Origin of the sequence: Dendrosporobacter quercicolus (genome assembly GCF_900104455.1) — a bacterium.
In the GTDB taxonomy this organism is placed as follows: domain Bacteria; phylum Bacillota; class Negativicutes; order DSM-1736; family Dendrosporobacteraceae; genus Dendrosporobacter; species Dendrosporobacter quercicolus.
Map to the genome: position 1 here is coordinate 567,009 of NZ_FNHB01000001.1, position 21,176 is coordinate 588,184.

General features: G+C 50.0%; 21 protein-coding genes and 1 riboswitch. Of the genes, 2 read left to right on the forward strand and 19 right to left on the reverse strand.

The genetic code is table 11. The features are described from left to right. Window positions 1–4 precede the first annotated feature (4 nt). The 16 genes from rlmN to BLR06_RS02810 all read right to left on the reverse strand — a co-directional run bounded on the left by rlmN (window position 5) and on the right by BLR06_RS02810 (window position 16,956). Complete coding sequence (rlmN, locus tag BLR06_RS02735) at window positions 5–1,054, reverse strand: dual-specificity RNA methyltransferase RlmN (RefSeq protein WP_092068033.1); 1,050 nt, start codon at window positions 1,052–1,054, stop codon at window positions 5–7. Further along, on the reverse strand, window positions 1,051–2,391 hold the full coding sequence (rsmB, locus tag BLR06_RS02740) for a 16S rRNA (cytosine(967)-C(5))-methyltransferase RsmB (RefSeq protein WP_092068035.1): 1,341 nt from the start codon (window positions 2,389–2,391) through the stop codon (window positions 1,051–1,053). The genes rlmN and rsmB overlap by 4 nt, the downstream gene beginning before the upstream one ends. Next, a complete protein-coding gene (locus tag BLR06_RS02745) occupies window positions 2,392–3,171 on the reverse strand; it encodes a DUF116 domain-containing protein (RefSeq protein ID WP_092068037.1) in 780 nt (259 codons plus the stop codon). A 12-nt stretch (window positions 3,172–3,183) separates the two neighbouring features. Then, a complete protein-coding gene (gene fmt / locus BLR06_RS02750) occupies window positions 3,184–4,125 on the reverse strand; it encodes a methionyl-tRNA formyltransferase (protein ID WP_092068039.1) in 942 nt (313 codons plus the stop codon). Between the two features lie 6 nt (window positions 4,126–4,131). Next, the gene (gene def, locus BLR06_RS02755) at window positions 4,132–4,584 is read right to left on the reverse strand and encodes a peptide deformylase (protein ID WP_092068041.1); all 453 of its coding nucleotides are present in this window, start codon (window positions 4,582–4,584) and stop codon (window positions 4,132–4,134) included. A gap of 92 nt (window positions 4,585–4,676) precedes the next feature. Then, window positions 4,677–7,097: a primosomal protein N' gene (gene priA / locus BLR06_RS02760; RefSeq protein ID WP_092068043.1), complete on the reverse strand. Its 2,421-nt coding sequence runs from the start codon at window positions 7,095–7,097 to the stop codon at window positions 4,677–4,679. Window positions 7,098–7,371: 274 nt separating this feature from the next. Continuing rightward, window positions 7,372–7,587 (reverse strand): heavy-metal-associated domain-containing protein, encoded by a 216-nt coding sequence (locus BLR06_RS02765; protein ID WP_092068045.1) that lies wholly within the window; start codon window positions 7,585–7,587, stop codon window positions 7,372–7,374. Window positions 7,588–7,644: 57 nt separating this feature from the next. Next, window positions 7,645–8,835, reverse strand: coding sequence for a methionine adenosyltransferase (metK, locus tag BLR06_RS02770; protein ID WP_092068047.1), 1,191 nt, complete (start codon window positions 8,833–8,835; stop codon window positions 7,645–7,647). 143 nt (window positions 8,836–8,978) lie between these two features. After that, window positions 8,979–9,084: riboswitch (SAM riboswitch) on the reverse strand. 55 nt (window positions 9,085–9,139) lie between these two features. Further along, a complete protein-coding gene (coaBC, locus tag BLR06_RS02775) occupies window positions 9,140–10,345 on the reverse strand; it encodes a bifunctional phosphopantothenoylcysteine decarboxylase/phosphopantothenate--cysteine ligase CoaBC (protein ID WP_092068049.1) in 1,206 nt (401 codons plus the stop codon). A 10-nt stretch (window positions 10,346–10,355) separates the two neighbouring features. Beyond that, window positions 10,356–10,562, reverse strand: a complete 207-nt coding sequence (gene rpoZ, locus BLR06_RS02780) for a DNA-directed RNA polymerase subunit omega (RefSeq protein ID WP_092068051.1) — start codon at window positions 10,560–10,562, stop codon at window positions 10,356–10,358. Between the two features lie 11 nt (window positions 10,563–10,573). Further along, a complete protein-coding gene (gmk, locus tag BLR06_RS02785; RefSeq protein ID WP_092068053.1) occupies window positions 10,574–11,194 on the reverse strand; it encodes a guanylate kinase in 621 nt (206 codons plus the stop codon). A gap of 31 nt (window positions 11,195–11,225) precedes the next feature. After that, entirely contained in the window at window positions 11,226–11,492 is a 267-nt protein-coding gene (gene remA / locus BLR06_RS02790) for an extracellular matrix/biofilm regulator RemA (protein WP_092068055.1), read from the reverse strand. Between the two features lie 60 nt (window positions 11,493–11,552). Next, window positions 11,553–12,437, reverse strand: a complete 885-nt coding sequence (locus BLR06_RS02795) for a YicC/YloC family endoribonuclease (RefSeq protein ID WP_092068057.1) — start codon at window positions 12,435–12,437, stop codon at window positions 11,553–11,555. Between the two features lie 204 nt (window positions 12,438–12,641). Further along, the gene (locus BLR06_RS02800; RefSeq protein WP_092068059.1) at window positions 12,642–13,238 is read right to left on the reverse strand and encodes a hypothetical protein; all 597 of its coding nucleotides are present in this window, start codon (window positions 13,236–13,238) and stop codon (window positions 12,642–12,644) included. A 78-nt stretch (window positions 13,239–13,316) separates the two neighbouring features. Next, a complete protein-coding gene (gene dapF / locus BLR06_RS02805; RefSeq protein WP_092068061.1) occupies window positions 13,317–14,174 on the reverse strand; it encodes a diaminopimelate epimerase in 858 nt (285 codons plus the stop codon). Between the two features lie 34 nt (window positions 14,175–14,208). After that, window positions 14,209–16,956: a calcium-translocating P-type ATPase, SERCA-type gene (locus BLR06_RS02810; protein ID WP_245697994.1), complete on the reverse strand. Its 2,748-nt coding sequence runs from the start codon at window positions 16,954–16,956 to the stop codon at window positions 14,209–14,211. Window positions 16,957–17,085: 129 nt separating this feature from the next. Between BLR06_RS02810 and BLR06_RS02815 the strand changes: the two genes are divergently transcribed. Together BLR06_RS02815 and BLR06_RS19390 are read left to right on the forward strand one after the other, a co-directional pair. Continuing rightward, window positions 17,086–18,855: an Rqc2 family fibronectin-binding protein gene (locus tag BLR06_RS02815; RefSeq protein ID WP_092068063.1), complete on the forward strand. Its 1,770-nt coding sequence runs from the start codon at window positions 17,086–17,088 to the stop codon at window positions 18,853–18,855. Then, on the forward strand, window positions 18,818–18,964 hold the full coding sequence (locus BLR06_RS19390; protein ID WP_173812554.1) for a hypothetical protein: 147 nt from the start codon (window positions 18,818–18,820) through the stop codon (window positions 18,962–18,964). The genes BLR06_RS02815 and BLR06_RS19390 overlap by 38 nt, the downstream gene beginning before the upstream one ends. 165 nt (window positions 18,965–19,129) lie before the next feature. On the opposite strand, the gene pyrR is transcribed toward BLR06_RS19390, so the two are convergent. Genes pyrR through lspA form a run of 3 tightly spaced genes read right to left on the reverse strand, consistent with a single transcriptional unit; the run spans window position 19,130 to window position 21,081 of the window. Continuing rightward, window positions 19,130–19,693, reverse strand: coding sequence for a bifunctional pyr operon transcriptional regulator/uracil phosphoribosyltransferase PyrR (gene pyrR / locus BLR06_RS02820; protein ID WP_092068065.1), 564 nt, complete (start codon window positions 19,691–19,693; stop codon window positions 19,130–19,132). A 16-nt stretch (window positions 19,694–19,709) separates the two neighbouring features. Continuing rightward, window positions 19,710–20,633, reverse strand: coding sequence for an RluA family pseudouridine synthase (locus tag BLR06_RS02825; protein ID WP_422699800.1), 924 nt, complete (start codon window positions 20,631–20,633; stop codon window positions 19,710–19,712). Then, on the reverse strand, window positions 20,626–21,081 hold the full coding sequence (gene lspA, locus BLR06_RS02830; RefSeq protein ID WP_092068069.1) for a signal peptidase II: 456 nt from the start codon (window positions 21,079–21,081) through the stop codon (window positions 20,626–20,628). Before lspA ends, BLR06_RS02825 begins: the two co-directional genes overlap by 8 nt. Window positions 21,082–21,176 lie beyond the last annotated feature (95 nt).

Consider the following 21,176-nt stretch of genomic DNA (forward strand, 5'->3'; position numbering starts at 1 on the left):
TCCGTTAGTGTATGGTTTTTCCTGCTTTATTTCTTAACTGGCCGCAAGCCGCCTGAATGTCCGCCCCCATTTCCCGCCTGACGGTAACGGCAATATGCCGGTCTGTCAAAATCCGGGCAAAACTCTCTATTCTAGCCGGGGCCGGACGAGCGAGACCACGCTCGGGCACGGCATTCACCGGGATTAAATTAACATTGCACAACCGGCCGCTGAGCAATGAAGCCAATTGCCGGGCCTGCACCGGCTGATCATTCCAGCCGTCAATGAGCGCGTATTCATAAGTAACCCGCCTACCGGTATTTTGCGCATACCGGTCTCCGGCGGCCACAACCTCCCGGACGGAATAACGCTGATTGACCGGCATAAGCTTTGATCTCAGCGTATCCTCCGGCGCATGAAGCGAAATGGCTAACGTCAGCGGCAGCCCTTCGGCACCCAGCCGGTCCATTGCCGGAACAATGCCGGAAGTTGACAGGGTTATACTGCGATAGCTGAGATGCAAACAGTATTCTTGGTGACATAACCGGATGAATTGCAATACCTGGTCATAATTGGCCAAGGGTTCTCCTGATCCCATGATGACAATATTGTTCACCGTCTGGTGACTGAAACCAAGAATTTTCCGAATATAGAGTACCTGCGCCAGCATTTCGCCGGCGTTTAAATTGCGAATAACCCCCTGCAGGGTTGAGGCGCAAAAAACACAGCCCATACCACAGCCCACCTGACTGGATACGCATACACTGTTGCCGTACGGCTGCCGCATCAACACGGTTTCCACTGCTTCCCCGTCAGCAAATTCCAGCAAATATTTGCTGGTTTTGCCATCCTGAGAATTTTGCTGTGCTTTCAAGACCGGCTGATGGATGCTAAAGGTTTGTTCAAGCAAGGCCCGTACGGTAACCGGCAGGTTGGTCATTTCCGCAAAAGAGGCGGCGTCCCGCTGATAAAGCCATTCGACAACCTGCTTTGAACGATACTTAGGCAGCTCCAGCGGCGCTAGCAATTCAGCAATATCTTCAGCAAACAGTCCGAATAAGTTTATTTTTTTCATGCTTGCACCGACTCACTGCGTTTAAGCCGGGCAATAAAAAAACCGTCAGTGCCGTCAATGTGCGGCCATAACTGAACCAGTTCCTGCTGTTGCTGAACCGGCAGGTACGCCCCGGTGGTTTGCAGCTTAAATTCCGGTCTTTGCGCTAAAAAGGCCGTAATAATTTCCTGGTTTTCCTCCGGCTCGGTAGTACAGGTGCTATAGACCAAAACTCCGCCGGGCTTCACGCAATCGGCCGCGCTGCCCAGAATTGCCCGCTGCAGCGCCGGCAATTGCTGTAGATTAAGCTCGCTTTTGCGCCAGCGCGAGTCCGGCTTGCGCCGTAATACGCCCAAACCTGAACAGGGGGCGTCAACAAGCACCCTGTCGGCCTGCAACGGATATAAATCGCTAAGCTGTACGGCATCCATAGCCTGGGTTTTGACAATATCAAGCCCTAAACGCGCTGCGTTCTCACGGGTAATCGCCAGTTTATGTTCATGAATATCAATGACCAGCACCTGTCCCTGATTTTCCATTAGAGCAGCAATATGTGTGGCTTTGCCGCCGGGAGCGCCGCAAGCGTCAATGACAAACTCGCCTGGCTGCGGCGCAAGCACATGCGCCACCAGCATTGAACTTTCGTCCTGTACCTGGAACAAACCGGTTTGCAGTGACTGCAGACTGCCCAGGGCCGGATACTCACTGCAAAGAATTCCTTCCGGTGCGATTGCCGAACATTCAAAAACAACGCCTTCTTTGGTCAGAGTGGCGGCAAGCTCGGTACGGCTGTTTTTTATGGTATTGGTTCTTATGGATAACAATGGTGTTGTATTATTGACTGCGCATAAGGCTTCAGCGGCCTCAAGCCCTAGGCGTCCGGCCCACCTGGCGATCAGCCAGCGGGGATGGAAATAGGTTAAGGCCAAGTACGAAACCGGGTCTTGCCGCCGATCGGGATAGACGGCTTTTTCCGGCGACCGGGCCGCATTGCGCAGTACGGCATTAACAAATTTAACCGTTCCGGCATGTCCATATTTTTTGGTCAGTTCCACCGCTTGATTACAGGCCGCCGAAGCAGGCACTTTTGTTAAGAAGAACAGCTGATAGATACCCAGCCGCAGAATATCCCGGATAATCGGCGCCATTTTGTCCAGCGGCCTGGTGCTGTAGTGGCTGATGATCCAGTCTAAAGTAGCTCCGGCTTTAACCGTTCCATATACCAGCTCAGTAATAAACCGGCGGTCCTGATCGGACAATCTGTGCCGGTTAATTTCACGGGCCAGCGCAATATTAGCGTAAGCCCCATTGGCATTTACATCGTTAATTATCGTTAAGGCAATTTGCCTGGCATCCATTTACTCACCTACATTTTCCTCGTCTAAAAACTGTTTAATTGCTGTTTCAACCTTGCTCATATCGACCCTGGTACTGCAGCAGGGTCCAAATGGCCGCTCATTTAATACGCCAATGACCGGCAGCGGATAGATATCCTGGATTCCACTGGTCAGGTCACGTTCACAGGCAATGGCCAGGACGGCCTGAGGCCGGATTGTTTTGACCACCCGGCGCGCCAGCGTTCCCCCGGTCACCACGGCAAAATGGAAGCCAAGCCGGCGCGACAGCGCCAGCAGGTCGCCAACCTGACAACCGCCGCACTGCCGGCAATTGTCGGCAGTGCGGGTAATTTTATGGGGGCAGCTTTCTTGTTGGATACAATGCGGTGTCAGCACCAGAAGTTTTTCCGGCCGGACTTTAATCCGCTTGCGCCAGATAAGATGATTGCTCACTTCAATAAAGGAACGTTCAATACGCTCTTTATCCAAATCCAGCAATTTGCCGATTCTGATCGCCAGTGGAAACAACAGATTAATCGCCGACCAGGCCAGTCCTTGAAAAACACCAAGTGTCGGCAAGCCCAGAATAGCGAGAACAATCCCGGCAATACCACTGGCGATAGCAATGCCGGTTAGTAGCAGCAGGCAGCCGAAGATAACAGGCAAATGCCCGCTGATATTGGCTAGTCCGTCAAAACTCACCATCCAGATGCCATAGACTGACACACAGGTTACCAGCAGGCTGATCATAATCAGCGCCAAAAACAAGCGTTTTTTGGGGCGAGGCACCACATCGATCATAAATTCACCTTCTTACCCAAAAATTTCTCCGGTGCCAATACAATAACCACAGGCGCAGTCACGGGCCGGCATGCACCGCTTACCGGCCGGCTGGACTTCGAGTATTTCGATGACGCCCCGGCCGGTTTCAATCAGCAATCCTGCCGGGGTGGCTTTTACGACGCGGCCGGGCCGGCTGGTGGCCAGATCGGCGTCATAAACCCGGGAACGCCATAATTTCAGCACCTTGTTCTGATAGCAGCAATAAGCGCCGGGCCGGGGATTAAGCCCACGGATTAAATTGTGAATTTCAACCGCCGGCCTGGTCCAGTCAATCTGCTCGATTGTCTTGTCCAGCAATGGCGCATAGGTTGCCTCCGCGTTATTTTGCGGCGTACGGACAATTTCTTGTTTGACAATTCGTTCAAGCGTATCTTTCAAAACGGCCGCCCCGGTTAGTTTCAATTGATCATAAAGTTCACCGGTGACAGTTTCATCACCGATCAGCACCTCGGCTTTTAACAACATGTCGCCGGTATCCAGACCGGTATCCATAAACATTGTTGTTACGCCGGTGACTCTTTCGCCGTTAATCACCGCCCAGTGAATTGGCGCCGCCCCGCGATACCGCGGCAATAACGAAGCATGAACATTAATGCAGCCCCGGGCGGGGATGTCCAGAATCTGTTTGGATAAAATCTGGCCAAAAGCCACCACAACAATTACCTCAGGCCGCAATGCCGCCAGTTCGGCGGCAAACTCGGCCGTCTTGATTTTTGCCGGTTGCAGCACCGGCAGCTCATGCTGCAGGGCAAACTGTTTTACCGGCGTAGCCGCCAATTTCTGTCCGCGGCCTTTAGGCCTGTCCGGCTGCGTTACTACTGCGGCAACCTCGTATTGTTCCTGGATGAGCATCTCCAGACAAGGAACTGCAAAGTCAGGAGTTCCCATAAACACAACCCGCATTTTTGTCATCGTCAATTACCTCGTGCTTATAGTTTGAGCTTTTTCAATAAACAATACACCATCCAGATGATCCATTTCATGCTGCAGCGCTCTTGCCAATAATCCTGTACCGGCAATTCGCACGCGTTTGCCATTACGGTTGAGGCCTTCAACAACAACTTTACTGAACCGCTGGACTTCACCGTAAATCCCCGGAACGCTCAGGCAGCCTTCCGTACCTTTTTCCTCGCCTTCAGATTCTATCAGCACCGGATTAATCAATTCAATCAGTCCATCGCCGGCATCAATGATAATTACCCGTAAAGATATTCCAACCTGCGGCGCCGCCAGGCCTACGCCGTCGGCATCATACATTGTTTGCGCCATATCATCAAGCAGTTGCCTGATCCTGCGGTCAATTTTGCCAACAGGAACGCAAGCTTCTTTTAATACTTTATCGCCCGCTTTTTTTATATCTAAGATTGCCATGATAAAACCTCCCTCTAACTCATATAACAATCCTGCAAAAATTCTATCATATAACCACAGAAAAATCTATTCCCCGGCTGTGTAAGCTTCGCCTACATCACATTTACCGGATCGACATCAATGCTGACATCGGCCCGCAAATGCAGCTTCAGCAGGCTTAGTTGCAAGCGCACCGGCGCATTTTCCACCGACTTAATCAAAATATGCATCCGGAAAGAATTAGAAATCCTGGCAATCGGCGCTACAAACGGTCCAAGTATTTTCGTACTGTCGCTGCTCGCCAAAGCAGACGTCAACGCAGCGGCAATATCGGCTGCGCTGCGGTGAACTTCACCTTCCTCCGGCGCGGTAACGGTCAATTTGGTTATTTTACTGAAGGGCGGATAGAATAACGACTGACGCAGGCTAAGCTCCTGCTCATAAAAGTCGGCGTACGCATGCCTACTGCCTGTTTCGATGGCATAATGCTCGGGATTATAGGTTTGAATCACAACCTTGCCGCTCACAGCGCCGCGTCCGGCCCGCCCTGCCGCCTGGGTAATTAAAGCGAAGGTCCTCTCCGCCGCTCTAAAGTCAGGCAGGTTTAAAATCGAATCGGCCGTAATGATGCCCACAGCGGTGACATTTTTTATATCATGCCCTTTGGCCACCATTTGCGTACCAAGTAAAATATCATAGTTGCCCTGGGCAAAGGCCTGCAAAATGCGGTCATGCCCCAGCTTGCCGCCGGTAGTATCCTGATCCATTCTAATCATTCTGGCTGTGGGAAAGGTTTTGGCCAGTTCATCCTCCAGCCGCTGCGTGCCAGTGCCGAAATAACGGATATAGCGGCTGGAGCAAACCGGACAAACATCCGGCGGGGTTACACTTGTTTGACAATAATGGCAACGCAGCCGGCCGGACTTATGGTACACCAGGGAAACGGCGCAATTGCTGCAGCTCATAACATGGCCGCACTCCCGGCACATGACAAAAGTAGAGTACCCGCGGCGGTTTAATAATATAATTACCTGCTCGCCCCGCGCAATGGCGGCATTGATCAAATTCCGCAAAGCCAAAGAGATTACGCTGCGCCGGCCGCACCTAAGCTCTTCGCGCATATCTACCAGTTCAACCTCAGGCAGGCTGGCCCCGTCGGCCCTGTCCGGCAGTTCCAGCAGAGTATGCGTATGCCGGACCGCCTGGTAATAGCTCTCTACTGAAGGCGTGGCGCTGCCCATAAGCACTACGCCTTCAGCCAGTTCGGCCCTTTTCAGGGCAACCTCACGGGCATGATAGCGGGGCGCTTCTTCTTGTTTATAGGTAAATTCGTGTTCTTCGTCAATAATGACTGCGCCCAGATCATCCAGCGGCGCAAAAACAGCGGAACGCGCACCAATCACAATGCCGGCCTGCCCGGTCCGCAAGCGCCAGATAGCATCATTGCGCTCATCAATTGACAACTTGCTGTGCAAAACAACAACATCATCGTTAAACCTGGTCTGAAAACGGGCAACGATTTGACTGGTTAAAGCAATTTCCGGCACCAGAACGATCGCCTGGCGGCGCTTTTTCCGCACTGCCGCCACCACTTCCAGATAAACCTGGGTCTTTCCGCTGCCGGTAATGCCGTGAAGCAAAAAAGAACGATATTGCCTGTTGACAACAGCCGGCATGATCTGCTGCAAAACCTGCTGCTGCTGCTGATTTAATCGAATCGCGCCGGCTTCGTGCGCCAATCCCGCATAGCTGTTGCGCAGCAGCCTCTTTTGTTCAGCAACGATTAAGCCCCCGGCCAGTGATCTTTTTACCGTATCCTGACTGATATTCAGCAGCTTCAAATCGGCTTTGGCCAAAACTCCCTTTGACAGCAAGGCTGTCAGCAACCGTCGCCGGGCCGGCCTGTGGCCGCTGACCCGCAGTAGCTGTTCAGCCTCAGCCGGCGTTATGGCCAGTTTTAAAAAGGTCTCATACTTGGGTTTATCCTGCTTTACCGTACTATATTTTTTCACCACAATTTTTTTATTAACCAGATAATTTAAGGTTTTCAGGCAGTCGCCGGTCAGCTGTTTATAGATTTGCGGTAAACTGGCCGAACCATGCCCGGCCAGATACTCACAGGCCGCCAAATACTGATCAGACTTGCCGGCCAGAGCCGCTTCAATTTCGTTACAGCTTAAATCAGGGCAAAGCTGATAGGCCAAAGAAGTTTTCAGCCCTGTTTTTCCAGGAATAAACAAACGCATTGCCTCGGCCAGGCTGCATAAGTAGTAGTCGCTGATCCACTTTGCCGTTTGCAGCATGTTTTCATCAAACCAGGGCAAATCATCCAGAGCTTCAATAATATATTTCAGACCATCGCCATTGCCTGAGTCCGTACTGACGACAAAGCCTTCGACTTTACGACTGCCAAAGGGTACAAGCACCCGCCAGCCTGCCCGGATAAATTGCAACTCAGGCGGCAGTAGATAAGAAAACGCTTTATTGATGGTTTTTACCGGTAGATTAATCATTACCAGAATAATTTTTTGCACTTTAATCACCGCCAATGACCAAAATCGACGCCCGCTAAATGAGCAAACCCGGCTTACGCCGGATTGTTATGCAACCGTAAAAGCCGCGTTTAAGCTGAGCGGGAACTCCCTGCCGGATAAGAAAAGACTTAGCTTGCGCCAAGTCCTGCGGCGTTAAAAACATATGCAGTAAAGGAAGGGGCTCTTAACGAGTCCCTTCCTGGTATATTCGCTCATTTTAATTAAGTACCTGCCAACGGAGCTGTTAAATTCATCAGCCCTTCCCCTATAAACGCTAGCCTTGTATGGAGTAACCCAGGGATTGCAGTGTTTCCTCAATCAGGCCGGCGGAAATTACCGCTGGCTGATAAGAAATTCCCACCTGTTTGGCTTCCAGATTTACATCAACCCCGGTCACGCCGGGAAGATCACTTAACGTATGTTCGATACGGCCCCGGCAATGTTCACCCTTTAAACCGCCGACTCTGTACACTGTTCTCACTTTAGCCATAAGCAGCCAACCTCCTCTGTTAAGGTTAGTATGGCCAAAACAGTCAATTAAAATAATTTAAAGATTTGCAGCCTGGCGTAAAACGGCTGCTTTATCGGTACGTTCCCAAGGCAGATCCAAATCGGTACGGCCAAAATGACCATAAGCCGCTATTTGACGATAAATAGGCTTACGCAAATCAAGAGCTTTGATAATACCGGCAGGCCGCAGGTCAAAATGCTCTTCAATCAGTTTACCGATAAACTTTTCATCTACTTTAGCGGTGCCGAAGGTTTCCACCATAATAGACACCGGCCGGGCTACGCCGATGGCATAAGCCAGTTGAATTTCGCATTTGTCGGCCAGACCTGCAGCTACCACATTTTTAGCCACATAACGCGCGGCATAGGCAGCCGAACGGTCAACTTTCGTTGGATCCTTGCCGGAGAATGCCCCGCCGCCATGGCGGGCCATACCGCCATAGGTATCGACAATAATTTTCCGGCCGGTTAAACCGGCGTCGCCTTGCGGCCCGCCGACAACAAACCGTCCGGTCGGATTAATAAAATACTTGGTGTTTTCATCAAGAAAATCCGTCGGCACAATTGCTTTAATTACTTTTTCGGTCAAGTCTTTTTGAATGGTTGCCAAGGCGACCTCCGGACTATGCTGCGTCGATATGACAACAGTATCCACCCGTACCGGTTTTCCATCTTCATATTCCACGGTCACCTGGGTTTTGCCGTCAGGACGCAAATACGGCAAGTCGCCATTCCGGCGGACCTCGGCTAACCGCCGCGCCAAACGATGGGCTAAGGCAATGGTAAGCGGCATATATTCAGCAGTTTCATTTGTTGCATAACCAAACATCATTCCCTGGTCACCGGCGCCAATGGCTTCGATTTCATCCATTGCGCCTTGTTTGGCCTCAAGCGCTTTATCCACACCCATGGCGATATCGGCCGACTGTTCGCCAATGGACGTCATTACACCGCAGGTATCGGCATCGAAACCAAATTTTGCTCTGGTATAGCCGATTTCCCGGATGGTTGCCCGGACAATCTTGGGAATATCCACATAGCAGTTGGTGGTAATTTCACCCACTACATGCACCAGACCGGTTGTAACCAAAGTCTCGCAAGCTACCCGGCCCATCGGATCCTGGGCCAGTATGGCATCAAGAACACTATCGGAAATCTGGTCGGCAATTTTATCAGGATGACCTTCCGTTACCGATTCTGAAGTAAACAATACACGTTTTTTCTCCACAGCTCTGCCTCCAATACACTTTTACATTAAATCCGCCGGCTTGCATCAACGGTTTCCGGCAGCTTAAGTCATCATCGGGTGAATATCAGAATTGCTCCTTCTGATAACAAGAAAAAAACTCCCGCCAGGGAGAGTGATCTGTACTCCCATCTTGCAGCTACTGCTGCAGGATTTGGCACCGTTTTTGACATCGTCAAATGGTTGCCGCGGTTTCATCGGGCCATTCCCTCCACCAACTCTTGATGAGTATTCTACTATGTAATTTTATCACTAGATATAATTGTAATTGAAAAAATCCTAAAAATCAATACGCTGTTTGGCAATATTGATGAATTTTATCAAGAATGATCCGCGCAACCTCATCCTTGGACATTTTGGGCAGATCCTCAATATTGCCATCTTTGTATAACAGTTTGACAATATTCGTATCAGTATTAAATCCGGCGCCAGGCAGTGTTACATTATTCGCGACAATCATATCCAAATTTTTTCTGACAATTTTTTCACGGGCATTATCAATTAAATTTTGCGTTTCAGCCGCAAAGCCAACCAGTATCTGCCGCTGCCGTTTTATTTGTCCAAGTTCAGTAAGAATATCAGGATTTTTTTCTAATGTAATGCTAAGTACTTCCCCGGCTTTTTTTATTTTCTGGGGCGCCACTTCCCGCGGACGGTAATCAGCCACAGCCGCAGCTTTAATGATGATGTCGGCATCCGCGAACCGGGTTAGTACAGCTGTCCGCATTTGTGCGGCGGTTTCCACTCTGATCACTTCAACCGCCTCTGGCGCTGCCAGCCCGGTTGGGCCTGAAATCAGTGTTACCGCCCCACCGCGTTTAGCCGCATTTCTGGCCAAAGCATAACCCATTTTGCCGCTGGAACGGTTACCGATGTATCGAACCGGATCGATTGGTTCGATTGTTCCGCCGGCAGTAACCAGTATTTTTTTGCCGGCAAACTCCGGCGATGCAGTCAACACGGCAATCGCTTTTTCGGCAATAACGCCCGGTTCCGGCAATCTGCCCGGTCCTTCCACCCCACAGGCCAGCATACCGGTGGCCGGAGCAATAAACTGATATCCCAGCGCCGTCAGTTCACCGATATTTTTCTGGACAATGGGATTCAGATACATATTGCTGTTCATTGCCGGGGCAAACACAACCGGTGCTTTCGTCGCCATTAACGTTGTTGTCAGCATATCATCGGCAATGCCATTGGCTACTTTTCCGATCATATTGGCCGTAGCCGGGGCCACTAAAAACAGATCGGCTTTGGCGGCTAACGCAATATGCTCAACATTCCATTTTTTCGGTTCGGCCCACATGTCAACGATCACCGGATTTCCACTCATTTCACGAAAAGTAACCGGCGTTACGAAATTGGTCGCCGCCCTGGTCATCACTACATACAGGGACGCGCCAAGCTTTCTCAGGCGGCTTACTACTTCCACCGCTTTGTAAACAGCAATACCGCCGGAAACGCCGATGACAATCGTCTTACCCTTTAACATGCCAAGCCTCCTATTTAATTCCGGCCTTCGTTCTTTCATAAGCAATTTTTCCCTGGGCAACTTCTTCCAGGGCAACCGTAACCCGTTTGTTGGAACGGCTGTCCACCGTCGCCGCTTCACCATTCATTAGTTCACGGGCCCGCTTGGCGGCCAAAACCACTAAAGTATATTTACTGTCAACTTTATCTACAAGTACGTCCAATGATGGATGTATCATAGCTGTCCCCCTTAACCGTTACAGACTGAATTGCAAATTTTACTGATCAACTCGCTGCTCCGCGCCACACTACACTTTTCGGCTTCAATAATCGCTTTTATTTTCGCTACCGCCGCAGGCACTTCATCATTGACTACCACATAGTTATAGCTATAGACCTGATTCATTTCGGCTGTAGCGCAGCCTAAACGCCGTTCAATGTTTTCGGGTGTATCGGTAGCCCGCTTATAGATCCGTTTAGCCAATTCCCCCAGGGATGGCGGCACGATATAAATAAAAACGCCCTGCGGAAACTTTTCTTTAATTTTTATAGCTCCTTGCGTATCAATCTCCAAAACTACATCTTCGCCGTCTGCCAAAATCTGGTCGACATAACGGCGTGGTGTTCCATAATAGTTGCCATAAACCTCGGCCCACTCCAATAACTGATCTTCACTTATCATGGTTCGAAACTCTTCTTTAGATGTAAACCAATAGTTAACGCCATTGGCCTCACCAAAGCGCGGTGAACGGGTGGTTGCTGATATGGAATAATGCAAGTTGGGATAGCTACGCAGCAGCTCCTGGCAGATTGTTCCCTTCCCGGTACCGGACGGTCCGGACAGAACAATAAGTATTCCTTGCTGCGCCATCATCACTACTCCTTTCACTTCGCTAAATTCATCATTCGGCGGCCTCATCATTGTTTTCTTTGCTTGCCAGGCGGTGAGCGACAGTTTCCGGCTGTACGGCCGATAATATCACATGATCGCTGTCGGCAATGATCACGGCTCTGGTCCGCCGCCCATAAGTCGCGTCAATCAGCATTCCCCGGTCGCGCGCCTCCTGAATAATCCGTTTAATTGGCGCCGATTCAGGGCTGACAATGGAAATAATACGGTTAGCGGAAACGATATTGCCAAAACCAATATTAATAAGCTTAATATCCATAAAAATCACTCCTATTTTTTGTGTAGCCGGCGATTCCTGAGTTTAATAAAATTCTCTATATTACTCTATGTTTTGGATTTGCTCTCTGACCTTCTCAATTTCACTTTTAATTTCCACTACAATATTGGCTACAGTAAAATCATTGGCTTTAGAGGCAATGGTATTCGTCTCCCGGTTAATTTCCTGGATGATAAAATCCAGTTTGCGCCCAACGGCTTCATCAGCGGCTAAAGCCGAACGAAACTGATCTAAATGGCTGCTTAACCGCACCAGTTCTTCCGTAAAATTGCTCCGGTCGGCAAACAAAGCAGCCTCTTGAAACAGTCTGCTCTCATCCGGTTCAGCGTTGACCGCCGCCAGTAAGTCCTGCAGCCGGGCCAGCAGTTTTTCGCGGTATTCAACTAAAACCTGAGGCGCCCGCTCTTCAATCTGCTGAATACAACCGGTCAGCTTATCCAGCCGGGCGCTCAAATCCTGAAAGATGCTGGCCCCTTCAGCCAAGCGCATGGTCATTAAATGGTCAACGGCAATTTCAATCGCGGCCTCCAGTTTGGGCCACAATTGCGCGGTATCCTCAGCGGCATCTTCGACTCTGACCACATCAGGATACTTGGCCAACTGATGAATATTATCACTTAGCGGAACGGAAAACAATGCGGCCAAATCTCTCAGAGCATTATGGTACGCTATTGCCAATTCTTTGTCAACCCTTACCATTCGTTTCTTTTGGCTGTATTCCTCCATAGTTATGAAAATATCAATACGGCCACGCAACAATGTATTCGCCACCCGGCGCCTGATTTTATCTTCCAGTGAGCCCATATTCTTAGGCATGCGAATAACGATATCGTTATAGCGGTGATTTACAGCTTTAATTTCGACAATGATCCGGTGATCACTATCTAAAAATTCACCACGGCCAAAGCCGGTCATGCTTTTTAGCACCAGGAAAAGCCCCTTCCTTGCGTATGTTATTATTAACGGTTAATTTTGTAATTAATCATATTTTTTAATACTTCTCCTTTTATCAATAAAATCCTGTTGTGCGAAAAAGGATCAAATAAAATAATAATAGGGCTTTGTCCCGGTGTAACCTGCTCCGCGCCTTGCACGCCGTCTGTCCGCCTTCATGCGGCAAAATATTACCGGTTATTTTACTTTAGCCAGGTCAAAATAAAACTTACGTTCCTGTTTATCATTGGCGGTGACTGAAAGAATGACCGGCTTTGTTAAATCAATATCCTCTTCCGAAAAGTAAAAATAGCTCTGGGCCATATACAGCTTACTCGCCAGCCAGGTGCATTTTTCGGCTTCCTGCGGAGCGGTAACCTGATAGGCCTTAATTGTTTTTTTATTCTGTTTAAGCACTGCCGTAGCGCCCTTAATGAACGCAGGGTTTTTACCAAACAGTGTCACGCTAAAGCTTAGTGTCCCGCTGTAATCGGTGATGATCCTCTCACTGTCTGAATGCAAAACCGGTTTGCCGCCGGCTTTCTTTTCCCGGGCATCTGTCGCCAGCAGCAAAAAAGTAGTATAAAGATACGCCCGCTCGGTTGTTTCATCTAATCTGTCCGCTTTTTCTTCATAAGAAATCCACGGCTGAAGGAACTCTGCTAACGAGTCCGTAGCATGACCAACGCCATAATCCTGAGCTTGTTTGATGATTTCACTGCTGATTGGCGCAATGGCATAAACCGGGCCACTGCACAGCAGGAGTAGACTTAACGTCCAGCACAGAATTCGCACTAAAGGCACCCCCTAAAAATTCCTACAGAACTATTATTACACAAAAATTATAAAAATTCCTTTAATCAAAAAACCGGCTCAACAACGAGCCGGTTTTTTTAGAAACTCCCCGCGGAATACTTCTGTCGCCGGACCTGACATATAAATGTGATTATCCTTGCTGCTCCATTCAACGAACAGCTCACCGCCATCCAGTTCTATCACCGCCTGACGCCCCGCTTTGCTGTTTAACACCGCGGCAGCCAGGGTTGCGCAGGCGCCGGTGCCACAGGCCAGAGTAATTCCCGCGCCGCGCTCCCATACCCGCATCCGCAGCCTGGCTTGATCTCTGATCTGGACAAACTCAACATTTGTTTTACGGGGAAACAGCTCATGCGTCTCTATTTTAGGTCCAATAGCGGCCAGGTCCACCAGATCAACATCATCAACAAAGATGACGCAATGCGGATTGCCCATGGAAACACAAGTAACAAGAAAGCGTTCATTCTCAACCGTCAAAGGAATATTAACGGCTTGATCCTCCGCAGCCCCAAGCAAAGGGATGTCTTTTCGCTGGAGCCGCGGCTCACCCATGTCGACTTTGACGGTCTTAAGTTCCCCCTGCTCAAGGACCAGTTCCGGAATGATGAGGCCTGCTTCCGTTTCAATCGTTATTCTGGTATTGGCCGTCAAACCGGTTTCGTATACATATCTGGCCACACAGCGGGTAACATTGCCGCACATTTCCGCTTCACTGCCGTCCGAGTTAAAAATACGCATTTTAAAATCAGCCGTTGCTGACGGCAGTACCAGCACCAGCCCATCCGCGCCAATCCCCAGGTGACGGTCACACACTTCAATCGCCGCAGCCTGAAAATCGTCAATTGTTTCCGAGAACCCGTTGACAATGACAAAATCATTCCCCAAGCCGTGCCATTTAGTAAATTTAAACTGCATCACTATTCCTCCAAGAAATCATCTTACCTCTATATTACCTGTTTAGCAGGGCTCGCGCAACGTATCGCCGTAAAAAAACATACTTAAACCCATTGACAATAAATGTCCAGCCCGAAACGCCCAGCACCAGCAGCCAATCAGTTAAGCTTAAGGGAACGGTTGCAAACACATTGCTTAAAAACGGGTTATAAATAACCGCAATATGCATCAGGCTTGAACAAAGCACCGCGAAAACCAAAAATTTATTTTTAAACAGGCCGGCCTCAAATACGCTGTAAAGCTCAGACCGGCAGTCAAACACATGAAACATCTGTGAAAAAACCAATGTTGAAAAAGCCATTGTCCGCGCCAGAGCCAAATCTTCTTTCAAGTAATACACCAGGGAAAATACGAAAATCGTACTAAAACCAATTTGCAGGCCTCTGCCGATAATTTTCCGGCTAAGGCCGCGCGAAAAAACGCTTTCACCGGGATGGCGCGGCGGCCGGTACATAATATGGGGATCATTGTTGTCAACGCCCAGGGCCATCGCCGGCAACCCGTCCGTCACCAGATTTACCCAAAGTATCTGGACCGGCAGCAGCGGCATGGGCAAGCCGGCCAGCGCTGCAACAAACATGGTTAAAACTTCCCCGGTGTTGCAGGCCAGCAGATACCTGATAAATTTGCGAATATTATCGTAAATGCCCCGGCCTTCTTCAACAGCCGCCACAATGGTGGCAAAATTATCGTCGGCCAGAATCATCGCCGAAGCCTCTTTGGTCACATCTGTTCCGGCGCAGCCCATGGCAATGCCGATATCCGCTTCTTTGACCGCCGGTGCGTCATTTACGCCATCGCCGGTCATTGCGACAATATGCCCCTGCTTTTTCAGCGCTTTCACTATTCTAAGCTTGTGGGCAGGCGAAACCCTGGCATAAACGGTTACCTGATCGACCACTTTGGCCAGTTCTTCATCGCTAAGATTATCCAGTTCCTGCCCGGTCAGGGCCTTGTTTTTATTCTCATCGTACAGCTTGAGTTCCCGGGCGATGGCAGTTGCGGTATTCCGGTGGTCACCGGTGATCATCACGGTTTTTATACCAGCCTGTTTACATACGGCAATTGCTTGCTTTGCCTCTGCCCGCGGCGGGTCCATCATCCCGATCAGTCCCAGGAACGCCAGGTTGGCTTCGCTGTTCTCGCTGGGATGGTCAGCTTCGGCTTTGGAAATTCGCCGGCCGGCCACGGCCAGCACCCGCAAGGACCGGGACGTCATCTCATCATTGGCCTGCGCCAGTTTTGCCAATATTTCGCGACTGATTGGCGTTTCCGTCCGGCCATTATGATAATATTTGCACAATCCGGCAATCGTATCAGGAGCGCCTTTGGTATATAGCCAATATTCGCTGCCCTGCCGGTAAATGACCGACATCCGGCGACGGTCCGATTCAAACGGTATTTCGCCAATTCTTAATTTGTTTTTTTCCAGGTTTTCTCTCCAGACATCGGCTTTGGCCGCCGCCACAATTAAGGCTCCTTCCGTGGGATCGCCTTCAATGCTCCAGGCGCTGTCATTACTCTTGCGCCATAGCCCGGAAATGCTAACCGAATTTCGTTTTAGCACACTATTATTGCAAAGTGCGGCTATTTCCAGACAATTGACCAGCTGTTTATCGGCGGCAGGCGCTACAACCTGCTGGTTTAACCTGAATTCTCCTTTGATATCATAACCGCTGCCGGTTAGTTCGTAAGTATTCATCCCGGTAAATATACATTTTACCGTCATTGCATTTTGCGTCAAAGTACCGGTCTTATCCGAACATATTACAGTGGTGCAGCCCAGTGTTTCCACTGCCGGCAGTTTTCGCACAATGGCATTGCGCTTAATCATCCGCTGAACGCCCAAAGCCAGCGCAACCGTAACAATCGCCGGCAGCCCTTCAGGAATTGCCGCCACAGCCAGACTAATTCCGGCCATACACATTAAAAACAGCGGTTCGCCTCTGACCACACCGGTTATAACGACAACCAGGCATATAGCCAGACAGCCCCACACCAGCCAGCGCCCCAGATGCTCCAGCCTTTTTTCCAACGGAGTTGCTTCGTCCGCCGACTCCTGGATCATACCGGCGATAAAGCCGACTTCTGTCGCCATGCCGGTGGCACAGGCTACTGCCCGTCCCCGTCCCCTGGTAACGACGGTGCCGGCGTAAACCATATTCTTCCTGTCGCCCAGCGGACTATTTTCAAGATAGATTTTATCCGGTGTTTTACGGACCGGCAAGGACTCGCCGGTTAACGCCGCTTCTTCAACTTCGATGCCCTGAGCCGCCACCAGCCGTCCGTCCGCCGACAGCTTATCGCCGGCTTCCAAAACCATAATGTCGCCCGGCACCAGCTCTTTCGCCGCGATTTGCTGCAACATGCCGTTGCGGATCACCCGCACGGTAGGAGCTGCTAATTTCTTTAGCGCCTGCATCGATTTTTCGGCCCGGAATTCCTGAACAAAGCCTAAAATTGCATTGATGATGACAATGGCCAATATGGTTATGGCATCAACATATTCACCCAAAAAGGCTGAAATCAGCGTTGCCCCTAATAAAATCAGCACCATAAAATCCTGAAATTGCGCAAATAATTGTTTCCACCATGGTGTTTTCGCTTTTTCGGTCATTTCATTAAAGCCGAATTTATTTAACCTGGTTTTCACTTCGTTTGTTGAAAGTCCCTCATCCTGACTGGTATCCCAAAAACGCAGGGTGTCCTCCGCCGTACGCATATACCACTTATCATTATCCAAGTTATGCCACCTCGCTAACTGTGTTTCTCCTTATCAACTTTATTCTGGTCCAAGGTTAATTAGACCTCGTTTGACCGTTCCCAGGCATAATGATATACTGATAAAAAATCGCAACCACTGGAGGATACCATGAGCCTTGACGGTTTTTCAATGTCTCCCCTGGCGCTGGAATTAAACCGGCAGCTGGCCGGGGGAAGAATTGATAAAATATTTCAGCCCAACAAAAACACGATCATGATTTGGATTAGACAGCCTGGCGAAACCTTCCGGTTGAATATCACGATAAACGCTGCCCAGCCTTACCTTAATCTAAGCAGCCAGTCGATGGAAAATCCGGCCGCACCGCCGGTTTTTTGCATGGTACTGCGCAAGCACCTGGAAGATGGGCGCATTGCCGGTATTGCGCAGCATACACTTGACCGCATCATATTTATCACCGTTGATACCCGGGGTCCTCAGGGAGCAATCATCAGCAAAACCCTGGTCGTTGAGCTTATGGGCAAGCATAGCAATGTCATCCTGGTGCAAAACGATACCATTATTGACGCCATCCGTCGAATTGGCCAGGAAACCAGCCGTGTCCGGCAAGTTTCCCCAGGCCGGCGGTTTTGTTTGCCGCCCGGTCAGAATAAAGTAAATATCATGCAGCTTTCGTCAGGCGCTTTCGCCGAAAAAGTCAAGGCCTCGCAAACCGGCCAGCTGGCTAAAGCGATTGTCAATACCGGCCAGGGCATTGGCCCGCTGACTGCCAGGGAGCTGGCCTGGCGGGCCGGACTTCCGGCCGGTATCGCTGTTGAAACCTTGACCCCGGCAGATGTATTATCCCTGGCCGAGGCGGTTGACAGTATCGTCACGCCCTTACAGCAAGGGCTGATACTTCCTACGGTTGTAACCGGGCCCGACAACCGCCTGCTTGCTATTGCCGCCTTCCGGCTGGAGCACTTAGCCCAATACAGCAGTACGGAGTTTGCCACCATGAGCGCCGCGCTTGAATTTGCCGGCAAACTGGCGCTAAAGTACACGCCGCCGGAAAAAGATGCCCTCACCAAACTGGTGGCAACCGAACTGACCAAACTGGAGAAAAAGCTGACAGCGATCAGCGAGGAATTGGCCGAAGCCGCCAAAGCGGATAAATACCGTAAATTAGGCGACATTTTGATGGCGAATTTGTATTCCCGTCCTGGCGATACTTTAGACGAAATCACCCTGAACGACTTATACAGCTCCCAGCCGGATCAAACCACGGTCACAATCGTTCTCGATCCTTCGATTTCCTTACTCGAAAACGCCAGGCGCTACTATACAAAATATCATAAGTTAAAACGGGCGCAGACTTCCCTGGAAGAACAAATCAGCCGAACCAGACAGGAACTGCAGTATTTGGCCAGTGTTGAAATTGCGCTGGAAAACGCTGACCGCTCGGCTGAGGTGGCGGATATTCGCAGTGAACTGACTGCCGCCGGCTATATCAGTAAATCCCCCAAACGCCGTTCAGCTATCCGGCCTTCGCGACCGCTGAAACTAACCGCTCCTGACGGCACGGAAATACTCATCGGCAAGAACAATTATCAAAATGATGAAATAACCTTTAAACAGGCGCAGCTTGACGACATCTGGCTGCATACCAAGGATTTCCCCGGCTCTCATGTCATACTGCGGACAGGACGCCAGCATCCGTCTGCTGACACGTTAGCCCTCGGCGCTCAGCTTGCCGCCTATTTCAGCAAAGCCCGCACTTCCGCCAACGCGCCTGTGGATTATACCAAACGGCGCAATGTCAAGAAGCCGTCCGGCGCAAAACCGGGCTTTGTTATTTACTCCGCTCAGAAAACATTGTATGTAACGCCGGATGAGGCATATATTGAACAGTTATTGCAGCAGGAAAAAAGCGGCAATTAGCCGCAAAGAGCTGAAAACAGAAGCGGTGACGATCACGCCTGCATTGCTTGAATCGCCGGGGACCGGAGCGGGCGGTCTGCCGTCCGGCGTCCGGCGCAGGCTGGCGTAACGGCCGGGAATTTCTTGACCGGTTGCATATTTACAATCATGGGTATACTATAAGAAAAGGACTGACGTGTTGGTAGCACGCCAGCCCGACAGGCTGTTACGTTAATTATAGCATATTCTTCCCCAAAAGAGCCCTTTTGTCAACAGTTAGAAACCAGGCTGAGCTTTAGTTCTCAGCCTGGTCTTTCATTTCTTTTATTACAACTTTTTCTATTTTATCCACAGCGAGCAGCTGTACACTTACGACTTCCTTGCTGGAAGTCGGCACATTTTTACCGACATAATCGGCGCGAACGGGCAGTTCCCGATGGCCCCGGTCCACCAACACCGCCAGCTGGATAGCCTTGGGGCGGCCGATATCCATGAGCGCATCCAGCGCGGCCCGGACGGTCCGGCCGGTATACAGGACATCATCCACCAATACGACTTTTTTTCCGTTTACGTCTACCGGGATTTCAGTCTGATGAACAATTGGCTGATAGCTTAAAGTCGATAAATCATCCCGGTACAGGGTGATATCAAGAATCCCCACCGGCAGGCTTATCCCTTCAATTTGTTCGATTTCCCGGGCCAGATTTTCGGCTAAAGGCACGCCCCGCGTTCTGATTCCCACCAGAATAATATCCTTTACCCCTTTGTTCTTCTCAATGATTTCATGGGCAATCCTGGTAAAAGCCCGCTTGATGGCCTGCGCATCCATAATCGTTGTCTTTTCCACTAAAACCGGCATTATTCCTCACCCCTATTTATTTATCTGCTCTGAGCCGCTCAATCACGGCCTGCATATCCGCAGGCAGCGGCGCTGTGAACACCATTTCCTCTTTGGTCACCGGATGAATAAACTTTAACTCTTCCGAATGCAAGGCCTGTCCTTTCATTGAAAAATGCGGTTTGTCCGGTCCGTACTTAGGATCGCCGACCACCGGATGGCCGATATACTGCATATGCACCCGGATTTGGTGAGTACGGCCGGTTTGCAGCCTGCAGGCAATGACGGTATATTGGCCGAACCGTTCCAGAACCTTGAATCGGGTTACGGCGTTTTTGCTGTTCGTAAAAACGACGGCCATCCTTTTCCGGTCAGTTGGACGGCGGCCGATTGGCGCATCAATGACACCCTGTTCTGCTTTCACATTGCCATGGACAATAGCTATATATTTGCGGCTTGCCGACCGGTCTTTAATTTGCCTGGCAAGACTGACATGCGCCGCATCATTTTTCGCAGCCACCATTACGCCTGATGTGTCTTTATCTAAACGGTGCACAATTCCCGGCCGCAATTCGCCGTTAATCCCCGACAAGTCCCCGCAATGCCCCAGCAGGGCATTCACCAGGGTGCCGTTGTAATTGCCGGCAGCCGGATGTACAACCATTCCCCGCGGTTTATTGACAACAATGACCGCCGCATCCTCATATAAAACAGCTAACGGAATTGGCTCGGCGGCAATTTCCACAGGCCTGGCCGCCGGAATAGCAATCGCAACACGATCCGCCTGCTGCAATTTATAATTGGCCTTGATGAAACGGCCGTTAACACTGACGCAAGCATCAGCAATCAGTTTTTGAATGTGAGAACGGGACAATCCTGCCAGCTGCCGCGCTAGAAATGCATCAACCCGTTCTCCCGGACAGTCTTCAGCCAGAAAAACATAATCATTCTTTTCAGTCATTACAGCCATCCTTTTTCTCTGGTAAATAGTATAAGGCAAAAATAATTAAACCAACACCGCCAACGATAGCCATATCGGCAATATTAAAGACCGGCCAAACCCTGAAATCAAGAAAATCAACAACATAGCCGGTTCTGATCCGGTCAATAACATTGCCGGCCGCCCCGCCCGCCATCAGGCCAATGCCTAAACGCAGCACAGGGCTGCCTTGGGGAAGACGGGGATAAACGTAGAGCACCGCCGCCAGCATCAAGACAGCAATGGCAATAAAAAAGACTGTTTGGTGTTCCAGAATGCCAAAAGCGGCGCCCGGATTCAAAATATAGGTAATATGGAATATATTATCAACAACCGGCAAAGAGAGGCCCAGAGTCATTTTGGACTGAACATAAAACTTGGACAACTGATCTACCGCAACTACAGCCAAAACCAGTATTAATATCGGCAATCCTGCTCGCTCCTATTCTTTTACCATAATCATACTATCTATCATACCTAAAATTGACCGAAACGTAAAGAAGCGCAGCAAAAATTGCCCGCTTC